Annotated in this window: 18 protein-coding genes; 12 read left to right on the forward strand and 6 right to left on the reverse strand. The window is 68.8% G+C overall.

Features of this window, described 5'->3' with window-relative positions; genetic code table 11:
* Positions 1–380: 380 nt before the first annotated feature.
* The 7 genes from VFK57_20370 (at position 381) to VFK57_20400 (ending at position 8391) form a co-directional block, all read left to right on the forward strand.
* Positions 381–911: an RNA polymerase sigma factor gene (locus tag VFK57_20370; protein HET7698081.1), complete on the forward strand. Its 531-nt coding sequence runs from the start codon at positions 381–383 to the stop codon at positions 909–911.
* Positions 880–1995 (forward strand): hypothetical protein, encoded by a 1116-nt coding sequence (locus VFK57_20375; GenBank protein HET7698082.1) that lies wholly within the window; start codon positions 880–882, stop codon positions 1993–1995. Before VFK57_20370 ends, VFK57_20375 begins: the two co-directional genes overlap by 32 nt.
* Positions 1995–2906 (forward strand): ABC transporter ATP-binding protein, encoded by a 912-nt coding sequence (locus VFK57_20380; GenBank protein HET7698083.1) that lies wholly within the window; start codon positions 1995–1997, stop codon positions 2904–2906. Before VFK57_20375 ends, VFK57_20380 begins: the two co-directional genes overlap by 1 nt.
* Complete coding sequence (locus VFK57_20385) at positions 2903–3706, forward strand: ABC transporter permease subunit (GenBank protein HET7698084.1); 804 nt, start codon at positions 2903–2905, stop codon at positions 3704–3706. The genes VFK57_20380 and VFK57_20385 overlap by 4 nt, the downstream gene beginning before the upstream one ends.
* Positions 3707–3768: 62 nt before the next feature.
* Positions 3769–6033, forward strand: coding sequence for an aminotransferase class III-fold pyridoxal phosphate-dependent enzyme (locus VFK57_20390; GenBank protein ID HET7698085.1), 2265 nt, complete (start codon positions 3769–3771; stop codon positions 6031–6033).
* A gap of 7 nt (positions 6034–6040) precedes the next feature.
* Entirely contained in the window at positions 6041–6739 is a 699-nt protein-coding gene (locus VFK57_20395) for a glycosyltransferase (GenBank protein ID HET7698086.1), read from the forward strand.
* Entirely contained in the window at positions 6736–8391 is a 1656-nt protein-coding gene (locus tag VFK57_20400; GenBank protein HET7698087.1) for a hypothetical protein, read from the forward strand. The genes VFK57_20395 and VFK57_20400 overlap by 4 nt, the downstream gene beginning before the upstream one ends.
* A 54-nt stretch (positions 8392–8445) precedes the next feature.
* On the opposite strand, the gene VFK57_20405 is transcribed toward VFK57_20400, so the two are convergent.
* The 3 genes from VFK57_20405 to VFK57_20415 form a co-directional block, all read right to left on the reverse strand.
* A complete protein-coding gene (locus VFK57_20405; protein ID HET7698088.1) occupies positions 8446–8757 on the reverse strand; it encodes an antibiotic biosynthesis monooxygenase in 312 nt (103 codons plus the stop codon).
* 37 nt (positions 8758–8794) lie between these two features.
* Entirely contained in the window at positions 8795–9250 is a 456-nt protein-coding gene (locus VFK57_20410) for a hypothetical protein (GenBank protein HET7698089.1), read from the reverse strand.
* Positions 9251–9367: 117 nt separating this feature from the next.
* Positions 9368–10567: a metallophosphoesterase gene (locus VFK57_20415; protein ID HET7698090.1), complete on the reverse strand. Its 1200-nt coding sequence runs from the start codon at positions 10565–10567 to the stop codon at positions 9368–9370.
* 156 nt (positions 10568–10723) lie between these two features.
* Between VFK57_20415 and VFK57_20420 the strand changes: the two genes are divergently transcribed.
* Entirely contained in the window at positions 10724–11245 is a 522-nt protein-coding gene (locus VFK57_20420; GenBank protein HET7698091.1) for a sigma-70 family RNA polymerase sigma factor, read from the forward strand.
* Positions 11242–11967, forward strand: coding sequence for an anti-sigma factor (locus VFK57_20425; protein HET7698092.1), 726 nt, complete (start codon positions 11242–11244; stop codon positions 11965–11967). Before VFK57_20420 ends, VFK57_20425 begins: the two co-directional genes overlap by 4 nt.
* Here VFK57_20425 and VFK57_20430 read toward each other — a convergent pair.
* The gene (locus VFK57_20430) at positions 11945–12799 is read right to left on the reverse strand and encodes a hypothetical protein (protein HET7698093.1); all 855 of its coding nucleotides are present in this window, start codon (positions 12797–12799) and stop codon (positions 11945–11947) included. The two genes, VFK57_20425 and VFK57_20430, sit on opposite strands and share 23 nt — an antisense overlap.
* Entirely contained in the window at positions 12796–13425 is a 630-nt protein-coding gene (locus tag VFK57_20435) for a sigma-70 family RNA polymerase sigma factor (GenBank protein HET7698094.1), read from the reverse strand. The genes VFK57_20430 and VFK57_20435 overlap by 4 nt, the downstream gene beginning before the upstream one ends.
* Before the next feature lie 158 nt (positions 13426–13583).
* Between VFK57_20435 and VFK57_20440 the strand changes: the two genes are divergently transcribed.
* Genes VFK57_20440 through VFK57_20450 form a run of 3 tightly spaced genes read left to right on the forward strand, consistent with a single transcriptional unit; the run spans position 13584 to position 15498 of the window.
* Positions 13584–13997: a DoxX family protein gene (locus VFK57_20440; protein HET7698095.1), complete on the forward strand. Its 414-nt coding sequence runs from the start codon at positions 13584–13586 to the stop codon at positions 13995–13997.
* Positions 13998–14027: 30 nt separating this feature from the next.
* Positions 14028–15023: an NAD(P)H-dependent oxidoreductase gene (locus tag VFK57_20445; GenBank protein HET7698096.1), complete on the forward strand. Its 996-nt coding sequence runs from the start codon at positions 14028–14030 to the stop codon at positions 15021–15023.
* 19 nt (positions 15024–15042) lie between these two features.
* Positions 15043–15498: a GNAT family N-acetyltransferase gene (locus VFK57_20450; GenBank protein HET7698097.1), complete on the forward strand. Its 456-nt coding sequence runs from the start codon at positions 15043–15045 to the stop codon at positions 15496–15498.
* Between the two features lie 2 nt (positions 15499–15500).
* On the opposite strand, the gene VFK57_20455 is transcribed toward VFK57_20450, so the two are convergent.
* Complete coding sequence (locus VFK57_20455; GenBank protein HET7698098.1) at positions 15501–18452, reverse strand: TonB-dependent receptor; 2952 nt, start codon at positions 18450–18452, stop codon at positions 15501–15503.
* Between the last annotated feature and the right edge of the window lie 43 nt (positions 18453–18495).

Raw genomic sequence — 18495 nt, forward strand, 5'->3', positions numbered from 1 at the left:
CGCCGGTGCCAGGTCTGTGCACCGACCCTCCGGTGCCAGGTCTGCACGCTGCCGCCTCCCGGTGTCAGGTCTGTCAATCGCCCTCGTGGTCCGGGTTCCCAGCCGGGTCCGTCTTCAGACCTGGCACCCGGTTGTGCCGGTTTGCAGACCTGACCCCTGCCGCGACGGTTTACAGACCTGGCACCCGATTGCGCCGGTTTACAGACCTGGCACCCACTTCGCGCTGATTTGCAGACCTGACCCCTGTTGCGGCGGTTTACAGACCTGGCACCGATTGCGCCGGTTTGCAGACCTGGCCCCCGGGCAGCCGGCACCCCGGGCAGCCGGCAGTCAGGGTCACAAAAGGGGCGCCTCCTGCGTTATACCTCTGGACGGCTCGTATGGACGGCACCTCCGAGGCGGCGCGGGATCTCTTCCGGCAGCACGGCGCGGCGATCTTTCGCTTCGCGGCCGTCCTGGTGCGCCATCGCCAGGACGCGGAAGACGTGGTGCAGGAGACCTTCCTGAAGCTGCTCACGCATCTGGAGGCCCAGGGCAGCCTCACGAACCCGCGCGGCTGGTTGTTCACTGTGGCGGCGCACGCGGCGCGCGATCGGCAGCGGCGCCGCATGCGGTGGGTGCCCTGGAGTTCCGCGCACGACGGGCGGGTGCCGCCGCCGCTGTTGCCGGACGAGGACGGCCGTCTGACCCGCGCGCGTGCCGCGTTGCGGGACCTGTCCCGGCGCGACCGGCTCCTCCTGGTGCTGCGCGCGCAAGGGCTGTCGTATCGCGACATCGCCGCGGCCGCCGGCATCAATCCCGTCTCGGTGGGACGCCTGCTCGCGCGTGCGGTGGACCGGTGGGCCGGCACACGGAAGGACGGAGAGGCCTATGAGTTGCTTGAACGACCATCACATCCAGGCGCTCGCTGACGGCGAGGCGACCGACGAGATCCGGGCGCACGCGGCGAGCTGCGCCGACTGTGCCGGCAGGGTGCGCGCGCGGGTTGCGCTGATGCGCCAGATGCGCGACGCGCTCGCGCCGCCGGTCGCCGTGCCGGCGTCGCTGACGGCGCGGGTGGACGCGCGGCTGGCCGCGGACGCCTCCCAGCGCCCCGCCGGGGCCACGCGGCTGCGCCGCCAGGCGTCCGCCGGCATCCGGCTCCCGCACGCGCGCCGCGGCTGGGTCTACGGCGCGAGCGCCGCGGCGGCGACGCTGATTGCGGTGCTGTTCGTCGCGCCCGTGCTCCGCAAGACCGACTCGACGCTGTCCGCTTCGGCGATTCTCGCCAGGTCCGCGAGTCAGCTGTCCGCGAGCGTCACCGGCGGGATCGAGCTGCTCGAATACGAGCTGGTGCTCGACGGCGTGCCGAAAGAGATGATGCCGGATTCGTCGGACGGCACCTACCGGATCCGCCAGGCGATCGATCACAACGTCCGCGGCCGGTTCCGCTTCGCGAGCTACGCCCCTGACGGCGGCATGGTGACCTCGATCGCGCAGGATCCGCAGACGCGCCGCCGCGTCACGTCGCTCCTCGTCGACGGGCAGCCGTATCGATTCGAGGTGTCGCTGCCGGCGAAGGACGCGGGGCTCTCGCTGCCGGAGATGGAGCGCCTCCACATGGAGGCGTCGATCGGCATGATGCAGGCCAGCGGCACCCAGGTCGTCGAGACGATCGACGGGCCGCACGGCAAGCTGTATCGCATCGAAGTTCCGCGCGTCGCCGGGCCGGGAACCAGTCCGGTGTGGGACCTGACGGAAGCGCGCGTCCTGATCGACGCCCGCGACTACCGGATCACGGAGCTGTCGGTCAGCGGATCCTTCCTGAAGCAGCCCTACAGCCTGTCGTACCGCCTGATCAGCCACAGCGTCGTGGCGAGCGTTCCAGCGGAGGCGTTCGCCGTGCCGAAGCGCGCGGGAGAGATCGTGATCGGCGGCGAAGGTTCGCCCATCCCGAGCCATGACGTGGTGATGCTGTCGCTGCGCGAGCTCACCAGACTGAAGCAAGGGCGGTGATGGACGCCGCCGTCCCGGCCATCCGGGTCGAGAACCTGACCAAATACTACGGCGCGGTGGTGGGAATCGAGGACCTCTCCTTCAGCGTGGCGCCGGGCGAGGTCTACGGCTTCCTCGGCGCGAACGGCGCCGGCAAGACCACGACGATCCGCCTCCTGCTCGATCTGCTGCGCCCGACGCGCGGCCGCGCCAGCGTCCTCGGCATCGACTGTCATCGCGACAGCCTCGCGGCGCGGCGGCGGATCGGGTACCTGCCGGGAGACCTGCCCGTCTATCCCGATCTCACCGCCCGCGACTATCTCGCGTACCTGTCGCGGCTCGACAGCCGTCCGGTGCCGGCCGACTACCTGCAGCAGCTCCTGCGACGGTTCGACGTGAGCGAGATCGATCAGCGGCGTCCGCTCCGCGAGCAGTCGCACGGCATGAAGCAGAAAATCGGGATCATCCAGGCGCTGATGACGCGGGCGCCGGTGCTGATCCTCGACGAGCCCACCGCCGGGCTCGATCCGCTGATGGTCCAGGCCTTCCGCGAGACCATCGTCGACCTGAAGCAGCGCGGCGACACCACGGTGCTGCTGTCGTCGCACGTGCTCGCGGAAGTGGAGCAGACCTGCGACCGGATCGGCCTGGTGCGCGGCGGCCGGATCGTGGCGACCGGAACGCTGGCGGATCTCGAGCGCGACGCACGGCGCCGGGTCAGCGTGACGTTCACGGCCCCGGTGCCGCCGCCGCGCGACGCCGACGGCATTGCCGTCGTCTCCGCCAGTCCGGCCGAGTGGACGCTGGACGTGCGCGGCCCGGCAGGGACGCTGGTCGCGATGCTCGGCGGACTCCCGGTGCGCGATCTCTCGATCGCGCCGTTCAAGCTCGAAGACTACATCGCGCAGTTCTACAAAGGCGCCGCCCGGTGATCGCGCTGCTCGCCCGATCGGCGTATCAGATCCGCTTCGCCTTGATCGCGACGGTGCTGGTGCTCGGGGGCCTTCAGGTCCTGATCATCGCCCAGGCGGTCGAGATCCAGCGCGCCAGCTCGTTCTCGAGCATGGCGAACCTGCTCCCGGGCTTCCTGCAGCGCGGGCTGGGCAGCAAGGCGCTGATCCTCGCGACGTTCAAGGGAACGGTCTCCTTCGGTTACTTCCATCCCATCGTCTGCATGACGATTGCCGTGATGGCCATGTATCCGGCCACCGAGATCGCGCACGAAGTGGAAGCCGGCCTGGTCGATCTCGAGCTGGCGCGTGCGGTGCCGCGGCATCGGCTGGTGACGCGTTCGCTGCTGCTCGCGCATCTCACGGCGGCGCTCGTGCTGCTGGTGATGGCTGCCGGCACCGTCATCGGCGTCCGGCTGTTCGACGCGGCGCAGCTCGACGTGCCGGCAGCGGACCTGCGCGCCCGGCTCCTGTTCAACCAGTTCGCCGTCACCTCCTGCTTCACCGGCTTCGCGCTGCTGGTCGCGTCACGGTCGCGCCGCTGGTCGACCGCGTTCACGATCGCGGCGCTGACCGCGGTGGTGCTGTACAACGTCGACTTCATCGCCCTCGGATGGCGGCCGATGGAAGTGATCGCCTGGCTGTCGCCGTTCCACTATTTCCCGGCGCTGTCGGTGATCGCCGGCGACGCCGAAACGCCGCGCAACGTCACCATCCTCTTCATCGCGTCCGCGGTGCTCAGCGCCGCGGCCTACTGGCAGTTTCAGAGAAGAGATCTCTGAAGGCTGCCGGCTGCCGCCTGCCGCCTGCCGCCTGCTGCCTGCCGATCCCCCATAATTGGGCGATGGACGTTCTCCGGCATGCGCCCGCACTGACGGCCGATGAGGCCGCCGCGCTCGCGCAGCGGATGTTCGGCGTCGACGCCGCGGCGTCTCCGCTGCCCAGCGAACGCGATCAGAACTTCGTGCTGCGCACGCCCGCGGGCGATCATTTCGTGCTGAAGATCGCCAACAGCACCGACGATCGCGCCCTGATCGAGGCGCAGAATGCCGCGCTCGCGCACGTCGCCCGATCGACGACGCTGTGTCCGCGCGTGATTCCGACCGTGGACGGCGATCAGATCGGCGTGCTGACGACGGACGCCTGGACGACCCACCTGGTCCGCCTGCTCACCTGGCTGCCGGGCGTGCCGCTGGCCTCGCTGCCGGACCACCCGCCGGCGTTGCTCGAGTCGCTCGGCGCCGCCGTTGCCGAGCTCGACGCGGCGCTCGAGCACTTCGATCATCCGGCCGTGCATCGCGAGTTCCACTGGGATCTCGCCCGCGGACTGGCCCTCGTCCACGAGCTGTCGCCCCGCATCGCCGACCCGGAGCTGCGCGGGCTGGTCGGCCGGGTGGCGCAGCAGGTCGATTTTCGCGACGGCCCGCGGCTCGACACGCTGCGGCGGGCGGTGGTGCACAACGATCCGAACGACCACAACGTGCTCGTGGACGTGCGCGTCGCCGGCATCCTCGACTTCGGCGACATCGTCCATTCCTACGCGACCGCCGACCTCGCGGTCGCCGCCGCGTACGCGGTGCTGGGAAAGCCCGATCCGCTCGCCGCCGCGGTCCACGTGGTGCGCGGCTACCAGCAGCTGCGTCCGCTCGACGACGACGACGTGGCGACGCTGTTCGGGCTGATTCTGCTGCGCCTGTGCATGAGCGTCTGCATTGCGGCGGAGCAGCAGCAACAGCGCCCCGAGGACGCCTATCTCGGCGTGAGCCAGGGACCGATCGCCGCGACGCTGCCGCGGCTGGCCGCGCTCGATCCGGCGGCGGTCGAATCGGCGTTCCGTGCGGCGCGCGGGCGCACGCCGGAGGAGACGCTCGCGGCGCGGCGGCGGGTGATCGGCCCCAACCTCTCGCTGTCGTACGCGCGTCCGCTGAAGATCGTCCGCGGCTGGATGCAGTACCTGTACGACCACACCGGTCGCCGGTATCTCGACGCCTACAACAACGTTCCGCATGCCGGCCACTCGCACCCGCGGATCGTGCGCGCCGCCGCCGAGCAGATGCTCGTGCTCAATACCAACACCCGGTATCTGCACGACAAGCTGGCGATGTTCGCCGAGCGGCTGACCGCGACGCTGCCGCCCCCGCTGCGGATCTGCTACTTCGTGAACTCCGGCAGCGAGGCCAACGAGCTGGCGCTGCGGCTGGCGCGCGCCCACACCCGGCGCCGCGACGTCGTCGTGCTCGACGGCGCGTACCACGGCAACACCACGACGCTCGTCGACATCAGCCCCTACAAGTTCAACGGCCCCGGCGGCGACGGCGCGCCGCCATGGGTGCACGTGCTGCCGCTGCCGGACACCTACCGCGGCAAGTTCCGCCGCGACGATCCGCGGGCCGGCGAGAAATACGCGGAGTTCGCCCGTTACGTCGCCAACCCGGGAGCGTTCGTCGCCGAGAGCGCGCCGAGCGTGGCCGGCCAGATCGTCCTGCCGGATCGGTACCTGGCCTCGGTGTACGCCATCGTCCGCGGCGCCGGGGGCGTCTGCATCGCCGACGAGGTGCAGACCGCGTACGGACGCCTGGGCACGCATTTCTACGCCTTCGAGGCGCAGCACGTCGTCCCCGACATCGTCGTGCTGGGAAAGCCGATTGGCAACGGGTATCCTCTCGGCGCGGTGGTCACCACGCCGGAGATCGCCGCCTCGTTCGACAACGGCATGGAATTCTTCAGCACGTTTGGCGGCAGCACCGTCGCGTGCGCGGTAGGCCTCGAGGTGCTCGACGTGGTCGAGGCGGAGCGCCTGCAGGAGCACGCGCTGGAAGTGGGCGGCGGATTGTTGCAGCGCCTCCGCACGCGTGTCGGCGGTCATCCTCTGGTCGGGGACATCCGCGGCTCCGGACTGTTCCTCGGGATCGAGCTGGTGAAGGACCGCGACACTCTCGCGCCGGCAGCCGAGGAGGCGGCGGCGATCGTCAACCGCATGCGCGATCGCGGGGTGTTGATCGGTACGGAAGGGGCGTTCTCGAACGTGCTCAAGATCCGTCCGCCGATGCCGTTCGATGCCGCCGACGGCGAGCTGCTGTGCGACACGCTGGCTGCGTCGCTGGAATGAACCGCGATTGGTCTCGATCATCATCCCGGCACACAACGAAGAAGCCTTGATCCGGCAGACGGTGCGCGCCGCCGACCGCGCCGCACGGGAGTGCGGCGTGCCATTCGAGATCGTGGTCGTGGACGATGCGTCCACCGACCGCACCGCGGCGATCGCGTCGGCGCAGGGGGCGCGCATCATCGCCGCGGACGTGCGCCAGATCGCCGGCGCCCGCAATGCCGGAGCGCGCGGCGCGCGCGGCGATCGGCTCGTCTTCGTCGACGCGGATACCGTCGTGCCGGCCGTGACGCTCGGCGCCGCGCTGGCGCAGTTGGCGGCGGGCGCGGTCGGGGGCGGCGCGTCTCCGCGGTTCGATGCCGGCACACCCGCGTGGGCGCGGCGCACGATCGGTGTCACGGTATGGTTCATGCGGACGATGGGATGGGCGGCGGGCTGTTTCCTGTTCGCGCGCCGTGACGCGTTCGAGCGGGTGGGTGGCTTCGACGAGCGCTACTTCGCCAGCGAGGAGATTCATCTCAGCCGCGCGCTGAAGCGCATCGGCCGCTTCGTGATTCTGCGCGAGCACGTCGTGACATCCGGACGCAAGGCGCACGCATATTCGCCGAGCCACGCGCTGTGGCTCGCCGTCCGGATGCTGCGCCCTGGCGCGCTGAAACGGCGGGAGCAGCTCGAGTTCTGGTACAGCAAGAAGGGGACGGACCGATGATGCGTGCAGGCGCGATGGTGGCGATCGGGATCGCGGCGGCATTCGCGCCGCCGCCCGGCGTGGAGCAGACCGCGCCGGGCAGCCGGCCGGCGGCGGCGCTGGTCGAGAGTTTCGACGGGTTGGGCATCGGCTTCGACGGCCCGCACGGCAAGGCCGAAGGACGCAATCCCTCCGACAACGGTCTGGCGGTGGGGCCCGACCACATCGTGCAGACGGTGAATTCCCGCCTCGCGATCTTCACCAAGAAGGGGAAGCGATACGACGTGACGGGCCGCGTGCTGTACGGCGCAGTGCCGACCAACACCGTCTTTGCCGGGCTGGGCGGACCGTGCGAAGCACGGAACAACGGCGACGCCGTCGTTCGCTACGATCAGCTGGCGGATCGTTGGCTGATCACGATGCCGATCTTCTCCCGCATTCCGCTCAGCGAGGTCGGCGATCGTCCGCCGGTCGGCGAGCCTGCGCGTCCGGGGCAGCTCGCACGCCCGGGACAAGCGTCGACGCCGGGCCCGGCTGCCGCGCTGCCGGCGAATCCGCCCGCTCCGCCGCCGCCGGCGCAGGGGCGAGGCCGCGGCGGTCAAGCCGCCGGCACGCCCGCGCCGCCGCCGCCGTCGAGCACCTACGCCATGTGTTACGCGTTGAGCACCGGACCGGACCCGCTCGGCGCGTATCACCGCTACGCCTTCGAGCGGCCGCTGTTTCCCGACTATCCTCGGCCGGCGATCTGGATCGACGGCTACTACAACCCGACCAGCACCGGCGACGATCGCATTTCCGAGACGATCGCGACGGAGAAGCACGCCTGCGTCGCCGATCGCGAGAAGATGCTGAAGGGGCGTCCCGCCGCCGAACAGTGCGTCATCGCGCACAACGTGAATTTCCTCAACAACGCGGACATCGACGGGAAGGCGCTGCCGCCGCGCGGCGCGCCGAACGTGATGATGGCCGCCGGCGGCACACAACTCGACAGGATCCTCGAAGCGGACACGATCGACTGGTGGCAGTTCCACGTCGACTGGACGACGCCGGCCAACACGAAGCTGGTCGGACCGAAGAAGATTGCGGTCGCGCCGTACCGATATCTCTGCGGCGGGCAGCTCACGAATTGCGTGCCGCAGCCGGGGACGGATCGCGGGCTGGACGCGCAGGGCGACAAGATCATGTCGCGGCTGGTCTACCGGCGCGTCGGCAGCCGTGAATCGATCGTCGGCGTGCACTCGGTGGACACCGCCGCGGGCGGCGGCGGCGTGCGCTGGTACGAGTTCCTGATCGGCAAGGGACGCGAGGTGACGCTGCACCAGCAGGGCACCTACGCGCCGGATCGGTTCTTCCGCTGGATGGCGAGCCCGGCGATCGACAAGTTCGGCAACATCGGCATCGGCTACTCGTTCGGCGGCACGCCGCACTTTGCCGGCCAGCGGTTCGCCGCCCGCGTGCCGTCGGATCCGCCGGGCACGCTCGGCCTGCGCGAGACGGTACTGGTCGAGGGGCAGGCGTCGCAGACCGGCACGCTGCGCTGGGAGGACTACACGACCACGGCGATCGACCCGTCGGACGACTGCACGGTCTGGTACGTGGGCGACTACCTGAAGAAGGATGCGCAGACCTACTCGACGAAGATCGGAGCCCTCCGCATGCCGAAGTGCCGCTGATCACGCGGATCGCCGCGACTCGCGACGGGATCCGCGTGATCCGACCTGCCTTCGTCAGACGCCGGGCGACGGCAGCTTCGCCCCGAGTACGTCCAGCCGCTCGATCGCCGGCGGACGCGCGAGCAGGTCGCCAGCCTGCTGCGCCAGCGCTGCGGCGATCGGACCGGACAGGTGCGCGCGCCGGCCTGTGTCGTCGGCGAACGCATCGAAGATGCCGAACGTGGTCGGGCCCAACTGAAAGCCGACCCACACCAGCGTCGCCGGCTCCGCCTGCGCCAGCGGCAGACCGGCGCGAAGCAGCGCGGCAAGCTCTCGTTCCTTCCCGGGCTTCGCCTCGAGCAGGACGAACAGTCCAACGGCGATCATCACCGGCCTCCGGATGAGGCTGCGGTCGGAACGGCCCTCAACCGCACGACTTCGCCACGGTTTTCAGCGACGTTACCGCCAGTTCCACCATGCCTTCCATCTCGCCGCGCGTCCCGGCCACCGACACCTTCTGGCCAACGTGCGACGCCAGGTCGACGGATGTGGACGAGACGTGCACCGTGTCCGGGGCGGCCGCCGTCTTCCTCATCGCGTCCTTCCTCATCCCGTCCTTCTTCATCCCGTCCTTCTTCATGCCGTCGTTCATCATCCCGTCGTCCTTCATCGTCCGACCCGTCTTCGCGCCCTTTTCCTTTGGCGCGGCGACCTGCGTGAGCACGAACGTCCCGTTCTCGGTTCGGTCGAGACAGCCGGAGTAGGTCTGCCCGGCCGGCATGTGGCTGCCGTGATCGGCGCGCGCCGGACCCTTGTCCTGCGCACCGGCCGCGGCGGTGATGGCGAGCGCGAGGCACCCGCCGTATACGATGTTCTTCATCTCAGCTCCTGTGATGACAGTGAATGCTCTCAGTGGATATACCCGCCGAGGCCGGCCGCATTCCCGATGCGCCCGCCAGTCACGGCCGCAGACCGACACGCTCACGCGACACAGGTTTCATGCGACCACCACCGTTCCCGTCATGCGGGGGTGAAGCGAGCAGAAGTACTTGAACGTTCCGGCTTGCGTGAACTGGCGGGCAAACTGGCCATCGGTGTCGAGTACCGCGCTCTTGAACGACCGATCGTCGGCGGCGACGGTGTGCGGGATGTCGTCGCGATTGGTCCAGCGGACGGTCGTGCCCGGCGGGATGGAAAGCGACGCGGGAGAGAAGCTGAAATTGTCGATACCGACCTCGCGGATGCCCGAGGACGGCTCCGCCTCGAGCGGCAGATCGGTAATCGCGATCGGGTGATTGACGTCGTGAAACGCCATGCGTGCCAGCCCCAGCACCTTGCGCAGGCGATCGTCCGCTACCTTCATCGGTCCGGGGGACGGCGCCGTGCCGGGTGCCGGCTGCGGAAACGCGGTCGACATGGCCGTGTGGAAGGTGACGTTGCCTTCCACTTTCTGCATGACCTGGTGGATGTGGCCGTTGAGCACCGAGACCGATCCGAAGCGCTTCAAATAGGACAGGGCCTGCTCGCTGTCGTCCGTGCCCCACCCCCACTCGGGATATACCGACCAGAGCGGGATGTGCGCAAAGACGACCACCGGCGTGCTGCTCGTGAGCCGCTTCACGTCTTTCTCCAGCCAGTCGAGCTGATCGCGGCCGAGCGCTCCCAGGCCGCCGGCCTTCAGGTTGAGGACGTTGACGAGCCCGACGAAATGCACGCCGCCGTGGTCGAAGCTGTGCCAGCCCGCGCCCTGCGTGCCTTTGCCGAACCGCTGCAGGTACATCGCGCCGTCGTCTTCGAGCACGTCGTGCTCGCCGGGCACGTAGCGCACCGGCAGCGATGATTCGCCCAGGATCTGCTGCAGGGCGTCGAACTCGGATTCCCTCGACAGATGCGTCAGATCGCCCGTGTGCAGAATGAACGCGGGCTCCGGGCCGGCCTTGATCTTGGCCACCGCGGAGCGAAGCGTGGCCGCAACGTCGGTGTTGGCGGGCTTGTCGAATCCAATGTGGCTGTCGCTGATCTGGACGAAGCGCAGACCGCCGCCGGATGACGCCATGGCACCCTGCGCCATTGCCTGCTCCAGCGGCGAGGCGCGCAGAATGCCGCCGGCGACCGTCCAGATCGCGCCGGTGCCGACCCACGCCATGCACTTGAGAAAGTGGCGGCGTCCGGGATTTTCTTCCTGATGTGAGCCCATCGTGATGCTGCTCCTGGAAATGGATGTCGTCAGCGAATGAATGGCGGGTGATGCCGGCCGGCGAATGCCATCTGCGTCGTGATACCGATCCGACGAAGGTTCTATTCCTCGCGATGCCCGGGAATAGACCCGGCGGCGCCCGGGTATTACGAGGTGATGGCGGGGCGCAGGTTCGAAGACGCCGTGATGCCGCATCTGGACGCGGCGTTCAACTACGCGCGCTGGCTCACCAGAAACGACGTGGACGCCGAGGACCTTGTCCAGGAGGCGTGCATGAGGGCGATGCGTTTTCTGGCGTCGCTGCGGGACGGCAATCCGCGGCCGTGGCTGTTCGCCATCGTCCGCAACACCTGGTACAGCCGGCAGTCGCGCCCTGGGATGGCCGTCGAGCATCCGATGGACATGCAGTCGCGCGACGACCGTCCCGATGACGCGCTCGATCCCGAGCAGCAGCTGGCGCAGCAGGACACCGTCGCGCGGGTGCGCCGCGCCCTCGAGGCGCTGCCGGCAGAGTTCCGCGAGGCGGTCGTCCTGCGCGACATCGAAGGGCTCTCGTACAAGGAGATCGCCGAGGCGCTGCGCGTTCCGATCGGGACCGTGATGTCGAGGATCTCCCGCGGACGGGAGCGCTTGCTCGAGACACTCAGTGTGCAATCCGCTCCGGAGGTGATGCTGTGACCTGCGCCTGTCTGGACCGCGATCTGGACGCCTACGTCGACGGCGAGCTTCCGGCGGAGGCGGACGCCGCGGCGCGCACGCACCTGGACGGATGCGCGTCATGCGCGGCGCGCCTCCGCCAGCGGCAGGCGCTGAAACGCGCGCTCCAGGCGATTCCCTATTTCGAGACGCCCCCGGGTGTGCGCGCGACGATTGCATTGCGTGCGTCGCGCATGCGGTCGCTGCGCAGGCTCGGCCTGATTGCGGCGGCGGCCGTTGTCGTGCTGGCTGCCGCCCGCACCGTCACGTTCCTGCCGTTGCGGCCGGCACCGGCGAGTGACGCGGCGCAGGCGCTCGTCGACGGGCACGTGCGATCGCTGATGGCCGATCACCTGCTCGACGTCCGCTCGACCGACCAGCACACGGTGAAACCGTGGTTCATCGGCAAGCTGGACTTTTCGCCGCCCGTCACGGACCTGGCGGGGCAGGGCTATCCGCTGGTCGGCGGCCGCGTCGACTACGTGGCGGGGCAGCTGGTGGCGGCGCTCGTGTATCAGCGGCGCCAGCACGTGATCAATGTGTTTGTCGCTCCGTCCGGGACCGCCACTGCCGGCGTTGCGGCACGATCGGTGCGCGGCTTTCACGTCCGTCGCTGGACGGCGGGCGGAATGTGGTTCTCCGCCGTCTCGGATCTGAACGAAGCCGAGCTGGACGCGTTCGTCAGCGCGCTGCGATCCTCGTGACCGCCGACGGCAGCACCGCTCCCATCAGACGCTGCGCCAGCGGCGTCACCACGATCCGAGACAGGTTGGTCAGCTCCGCGCCCTCCAGATCTCCGACCAGCAGGATCGAACGCCCCGACGCGTCGACGGATACGACCGACAATCCACTCGCCGGGCCTCCTACCAGATGCGGGATCGCGTCCTCGCGAACACCTGCACCGGCGCGGCTGCTGCGGGCGGTCATGAGCAGTGAGACGGTGTGATCGCGGTACTGCATGATCACGTGTCCGAAGCGTCGGCCATCGTAGGCGCAGGCGTGCCGCCCGCGGACGCGGATCCGGCCGCCGGGTGCGGACACCTCGTCGGGTGGCGCGGTCATCAGCAGCCGGTACGCTTCGTCGAACTCGGCGGCGGCCTCCGGCAGCGGGACGGGCATTCTCGTCAGCCGGTGCTGGAGCGCGCAGTTCCGATGGTCGCCGAGTGCATCGCGCACCAGCGCGTCCACGGAACTGTCCGCGGAATCGGTCATCAAACGGCCGGTCAGTCCAGCGGTCAGCACCAGCCCGGCCGCGAGCCCCAGCCACGAGCGCCGCGACATCGGCCACGGTTGATCGCGCCTGGCGTCTTCGAGGAGGTGCCTGCGCAGATCCGCGGTGAACTCCAGTGGCGGCGCCAGGGCCGGGGCGGTGGTGAACGCGCGGCGAAGCGCCGTTCGGACGCGCCGCCGTCCGTCGAGATCGGCGCGGCACGATGCACACATGTCGACGTGCCGCAGGATGTCGTGATTCGTTTCCGGCGCCGTCTCCGCCGACAGAAAGACGTCGGCGAGGTGGCGGAGGTCACGGCAGGTCATGACGCCTCCACGTTCTCGAGCGAGACGACGTCCACGGCAGCGAGCGCCGCTCTGAGGCGCGCTCGGCCTCGATGCAGCCGGGACATCACGGTCCCCACGGGAATGTCCAACGCCTCGGCGGCTTCCTTGTGCGACAGGTCTTCGACGTCACACAGCAGGATGACGTTCTGGAACATCACCGGCAGCTGGCGCAGGCTGCTCAACACCAGCTCGTCCGTCAGCTCCTGCGCGGCGGGCGGGACGAACGGCGTCGACTGTGCGATCCGGTCGTCGGGATCGCTCACCAGGATCGACCGTCCGCGCGCCCGCCGCCGGTTGCTGATAATGCGCTGAAGGATCGTGATGAGCCACGCGCGGCAGTTCGTTCCGGGCTGGAAGCGGTGAAATGACCGCATCGCCTGGACCATCGTCTCCTGGACGGCATCCTCCGCGTCGGCCCGGTTGCGCTCGAGCCACATCGCGTGACGGAACAACCGAGCCGCGTGCGGCAGCGCTTCTTCCTCGAAGCTGCTCCAGCCGCGTGGCTCGTCGCGAACGCCTGACTCTTTCGGCATCGGCTGTGACAGATTGAGGAAGTACTGGCCCCCACCGCAGTCGACGTTGTTCGCGGCTGACAGAGAAAACACTGAGCCCCCAGAAATATTCCACCGTCTCGACTTTCTATTGCCGCAAGGACCGCGGCTATTCCCGCTCGCGGAATATTTCCGGCGGCGGCGAACCTTAATGAAGTGGAGGGTTCGTGCTATCACTTCAGACACTTTCGGCGGCCCGGCGCTGGGCGCCCGTGCCCCTCAGGCTGATCGTCGGCTACGGCTTCGTCGCGCACGGCATGGCCAAGATCATGAACGGGCCGGCGCACTTCGGCGACATGCTGCAGGTCCTCGGGGTGCCCGCCCCGCACGCCATGGCCTGGCTGACGATCGCCGGTGAAGTCGCCGGCGGGCTCGCGGTTCTCGCCGGCGCGTGGATTCCGCTCTTCAGCATTCCGCTCTCGGCGATCCTGCTCGTGGCGGCGATCACCGTTCACCTGCCGTACGGATTCAGTTCGATCAAGCTCCGGGCCATCACGGCCGCAGGCGCGCAGTTCGGGCCGCCAGGTTACGAGACGGACCTGCTGTATCTCGCCGCCCTCGCCGCGCTCGTGCTGGGTGGATCAGGGCCACTCGCGCTCGATCGGATTCGGAAGCTCCCGCGCTAGCGATCCGGCGCAACCAGGAGGAGAAGACCCATGGCGGGTGTCGTCGACCGGCTCTTCGAAGCCCATCTCACGGTTCGACGGCTCGACGAATCGATTTCCTTCTACCGGGATCGTCTCGGTCTCGAACTGGCGCATCGCGCTGCCGGCGACCGCGCCGCATTCTTCTGGATCGGCGCGCCCGGCAGCGGCATGCTCGGGTTGTGGGCAGCGGGCTCGGGGCCGGAGCGCGTCACCGGGCACGTCGCGTTTGCCACGGACCTGGCGGCGGTGCTCGAGGCAGCGGACGTGCTGCACCGATCCGGTCTGACGGCGCTCGACTTCGACGGCCGCGCCACGACGGAGCCAGTCGTCATCGGGTGGATGCCGGCGGCATCGCTGTATTTCCGGGACCCTGACGGTCATCTGCTGGAGTTCATCGCCATGCTGGACGACAGCCCGCGGCCGGATCTCGGCGTCGTCAGCTGGAGCGAGTGGAGACACCTGCACGCTGCCCTCAGCCCTGCCGGCGTGCGCGTGCTGGCCGTTTCGGGAAGTCTTCGCAGTGGCTCGTCGAACGCGGCGCTGGTCGACGCCGCTGCTCGACTCGCACCGCCGCGTGTCGCCGTGTCCGTCTACTCCGGCCTCGGCGACATCCCGCCCTTCAATCCCGATCTCGAGGGGCGTCCCGTTCGATCGGTGCGTCGGTTTCGCGCCGCGCTCGAGTCGAGCGACGCAGTGCTCATCTCGAGCCCGGAATACGCGCACGGCGTCTCCGGGGTCCTGAAGAACGCGCTCGACTGGGTGGTCGGCAGCGGCGAATTGATCGACAAGCCCGTCGCGCTCGTCAACGCCTCCGCGCGCGCGACGCTGGCGCATGCGTCGCTCAAAGAGACCCTCACGACGATGTCCGCCCGTGTCGTTGAAGACGCGTCGATCGTCGTGCCGCTCGATGGCCGATCGTGGGATGCGGTCAGCATCGCGGGCGACGCCCGCCTTTCCCGGCTGCTCGCCGATGCCCTGGGCGCGCTGGTGCGCGGACTGTCGTGACCTTCGCAGGAGTGCTCTGATGATCGCCGACCTGGTCATTCGGCCGGCCCGAGCGGACGAACGAGCACAGCTCGAGGCGCTGCAATGGCGAGCCTCGCTCGCGAACCCCGGAGATCGCCCGGCGCTGCTCATGCACCCGGATGCGATTGCGCTGCCGCCGGAGCAGATCGCCGACGGGCACGTCTTCGTCGCCGAAAGGCTCGGCGAGGTTCTGGGGTTCGCGGCAGTCCTGCCGCGCCGCGATGGGGATGCCGAGCTCGACGCGCTGTTCGTCGATCCGACTGTCTGGAAGCACGGAGTGGGCCGGCTCCTGATCGATCGCTGTGCCACGGTCGCGAAGCAGCGCGCGGCGCGGTTGCTTCACGTCGTGGGAAACCCGCACGCCGAGGGCTTCTACCTCGCGTGCGGGTTTCGTGCGACCGGAACCGTCACCACTCGATTCGGCTCCGGTCTGGCGCTGCAGCGTGAGGTGTGACGCTAGAACTCGAACCGGACGCCCACCCGGACCTGGCGCGGCGTCGCGAACTGCTGACCGCCCAGGTTGTTCGAGACCCCGGCGCGGCCGAAGTCCGCGTTCGGCGTGTTGAAGCCCAGTTCCGAGAACGAGGCGTACTCGAGCGCCGTCTGCGCGTTGAACACGTTGAACACGTCTGCGCTGAGCCGAAGCGTCCGGGCGCCGACGCGAAGATCGTATGACGCACCGGCGCTCACGGGTTTCGTCCACGGCGTGCGGGTCCGGAATCCCTCGGAGGTCTCGAATCCCGCTCCCCGCACGGTCAGCGGAATCTCGCCGCCGCCGCCGTAGATCGGATGCGCGGCAAAGGCGGTGAGCGGCGCGCCCGATTCGATTTCGAGGCCGGCGGACACGTTCAACCCCGTGCGGAAGGCATAGCTGGCAAACAGCTTCACATCGTGCGTCCGGTCGAGCGGCAGCGGCCCCTCGCCGGCTTTCCCGAGGAAGCGGATGTCGCCGGTGTAGCCAAACTCCGGGACGCCGACGGCCGTGTAGCTCGGATCGTCGGTCGGATAGTCGTACAACGACGTGATACCCGGGTCGGACTGGCCGTTGTCGTTGCGGAAGAATCCTTCGAAGTTGCCCGTCAGCCGCGACCAGCGATATGAGGACGTCAGCGCCCACCGCCCGGAGAAGCGCTTCTGCGCGCTGACCTCGACGGCGTTGTAGTCGTGCACCGGCGCCTCGAAGGCGACCGTGAATCCAGGAAGGTCCTGGATCACCGGCGTCTGCGGACCCGGATTGGTGAGCAGATAGTCCGCCGTGGCCGCGCCGGGCAGGCCGGCCGACGCCGCAACGATCGGGTATGCCTGCACGTCCTCGAGCACGCGGCCGATGTCGCGATGGATGAAGCGCGCCCCGACGTTGAGGCCGTGCACGAGCGTATATTCGGCGCCGGCGATCCATTCGTTGTAGTAGCTCAATTTGGCGCGCGGGTCGATCGCGTCCGCGTTCCCGCCGAGCAGGGCGAAGTGCGTGGTCGTCGTCTTGCCGGTAATCGGATTGGTCGTCAGGATCCCGTCCGGCACCGGGCGCGTCAGGTTCGCATCGAAGTAGTCCGCCGTGATGCTGGCGTCCCCCGACAGCGCACGCGCCGCCAGATCGTTCGGCACACGCGCGTAGTACCGGCCGAAGTTCCCGAACACCTTGGCGACGCCGCGGCGTGTCGGATCCCAGACCACGCCGATCCGCGGCGCCCAGTTCCCCTTCAGTGCGAAATCGTCGACCAGCGTGCCGGCGAGCGTTTCCTGCTCGTAGCGCACGCCGGGCTTGACGGTCAGCGCGCCTCCGATCTTCCACTCGTCCTCGAGGAACACCGCGGCGTAGTGCTGCGACGTCGGTCTGGCGGAGGTGAGGCTGGCGCTGGCCACGTGGTAAATCTGGTCGAAGTTCGTGTCCGGAAAGATGTCGATCACCGCGCCGGTGGCGGTCTGCTGGCCGTTCGGGGCGGTGAAGGTCGGCCCGGTGTTCTGAATGAGCTGCGAAAAGTCCACGTGCTGGTAATCCACACCGTAGCGAATCTGGTGCGCTCCGACCAGGTTCGTGGCCTTGGCCTGGAACTGCCAGCTGTCACTGCGGTTGCCCTGCTCGAAGAAGCCGAGACCGCCGGTGATCACCCTGGGCGTCACACGGTTGTCGCGGATGCGCCACTCGTCCACTGACGGCGCCTCGACGATGCGGTTCAACGCCCGGCCCACGGAGGCTTCGACGAGCACGCGCGGCGTGACGACGCCGTTGTAGCGAACCGTCTGGTTGTGGCCGCCGTACTCGAGGGAGCTGTAGGCCGTCGTCTGCTGACTGAGAAGCGCGCCGCTGCGCTGCGGACCGCGGTCGCCGATCGCAGGGTCGCCGAAGAAGGACGCATCGATGTGGTGCGCGGCGGTGGCCTGCCAGGTACCCTTGGCGGCATAGTTGGTGAGACGGCGATCGCGGTCGACGCCGCCGAGCGCCTGCAGGGGAAACCCGTCAGGCGCCACAAACGTCGTCGTCTGCCACTGCGGATCGATCGCGGCGAAGTAGAACAGCCGATCGTGGAGCAGCGGCCCGCCAATCGTGCCGCCGGCATCGCTGAGGCTGTTGCCGATGACGTTGACGGTGCCTTCGATGGTCTGCACCGTGTCGTACTTCGATTCGAGCCGCTGCGGACGCGCATAGCCGAAGGCGCTGCCCCTGACCTGGTTCGAGCCGCTCTTCGTGACGACGTTGATCACGCCTCCCGTGGCCTGACCGAACTCCGCTTCGTAGCCGCCGGTCCTGACCTGCACTTCCTGCATGAAATCGAACGGCGTGCCGTTGCCGAGCGACCCGAACACCACCGAGTACGAGCCGAGCGCGCCGAACCCGCCGTTGGTGATGTTCACGCCGTCGATGACGTACTGGTTTTCGAGACCGCTCGATCCCTCGACCGAGGGGTTGGCGACGCCGACCGCGCCACCCGTGCTGACGCCCGGCGTCAGATACAGCGTGTCGCTGAAGCGCCGGCCGACCGGCAGGCGGGCGAGGGTATCGCTGTCCAGGTTCGAGCCGATGGCCGCCGACGTCGTGTCGACCAGCCCCGAGTCAGCCTTGACCACGACGCTCTCGTTGACGCCGCCCACCCGCATCGTCAGCGGCAGGTCGGCCGTCTGTCCCAGCCGGACCTGTATCGCCGAACGCGACACGGTTTCGAACCCCGGCAGCTCCGCGCGAATGGCATACGACTCGGGAGCGAGGAACGGTACGGTGAACCGTCCTTCGCCGTCCGTCACCGTCGTCCGTGTTCCCTGCGTCCCGATCACGCTGATCGTCGCCCCGGGGATCGGCAGCCCCTGCGTGTCGACGAGCCGGCCGGCGATCGTGCCGGTAGTGCCCTGCGCCGCCGCGGCTGCCGCGGCGGCAATGATGATTCCAAACACCAGCCCAAGTAATTTCTTCACAAACAAATGTCCTCCCAATGGCAATACCTGGCGGCGGGCCCCG

Source organism: Vicinamibacterales bacterium (genome assembly GCA_035699745.1).
Taxonomy (GTDB): domain Bacteria; phylum Acidobacteriota; class Vicinamibacteria; order Vicinamibacterales; family 2-12-FULL-66-21; genus JAICSD01.

Excerpts from the sequence above, each read along its gene's own strand:
- VFK57_20370 (HET7698081.1), top strand. The coding sequence starts at position 381 with ATGGACGGCACCTCCGAGGCGGCGCGGGATCTCTTCCGGCAGCACGGC.
- VFK57_20380 (HET7698083.1), top strand. The coding sequence starts at position 1,995 with ATGGACGCCGCCGTCCCGGCCATCCGGGTCGAGAACCTGACCAAATAC.
- VFK57_20390 (HET7698085.1), top strand. The coding sequence starts at position 3,769 with ATGGACGTTCTCCGGCATGCGCCCGCACTGACGGCCGATGAGGCCGCC.
- VFK57_20400 (HET7698087.1), top strand. The coding sequence starts at position 6,736 with ATGATGCGTGCAGGCGCGATGGTGGCGATCGGGATCGCGGCGGCATTC.
- VFK57_20405 (HET7698088.1), bottom strand. The coding sequence starts at position 8,757 with ATGATCGCCGTTGGACTGTTCGTCCTGCTCGAGGCGAAGCCCGGGAAG.
- VFK57_20410 (HET7698089.1), bottom strand. The coding sequence starts at position 9,250 with ATGAAGAACATCGTATACGGCGGGTGCCTCGCGCTCGCCATCACCGCC.
- VFK57_20415 (HET7698090.1), bottom strand. The coding sequence starts at position 10,567 with ATGGGCTCACATCAGGAAGAAAATCCCGGACGCCGCCACTTTCTCAAG.
- VFK57_20420 (HET7698091.1), top strand. The coding sequence starts at position 10,724 with ATGGCGGGGCGCAGGTTCGAAGACGCCGTGATGCCGCATCTGGACGCG.
- VFK57_20430 (HET7698093.1), bottom strand. The coding sequence starts at position 12,799 with ATGACCTGCCGTGACCTCCGCCACCTCGCCGACGTCTTTCTGTCGGCG.
- VFK57_20445 (HET7698096.1), top strand. The coding sequence starts at position 14,028 with ATGGCGGGTGTCGTCGACCGGCTCTTCGAAGCCCATCTCACGGTTCGA.
- VFK57_20450 (HET7698097.1), top strand. The coding sequence starts at position 15,043 with ATGATCGCCGACCTGGTCATTCGGCCGGCCCGAGCGGACGAACGAGCA.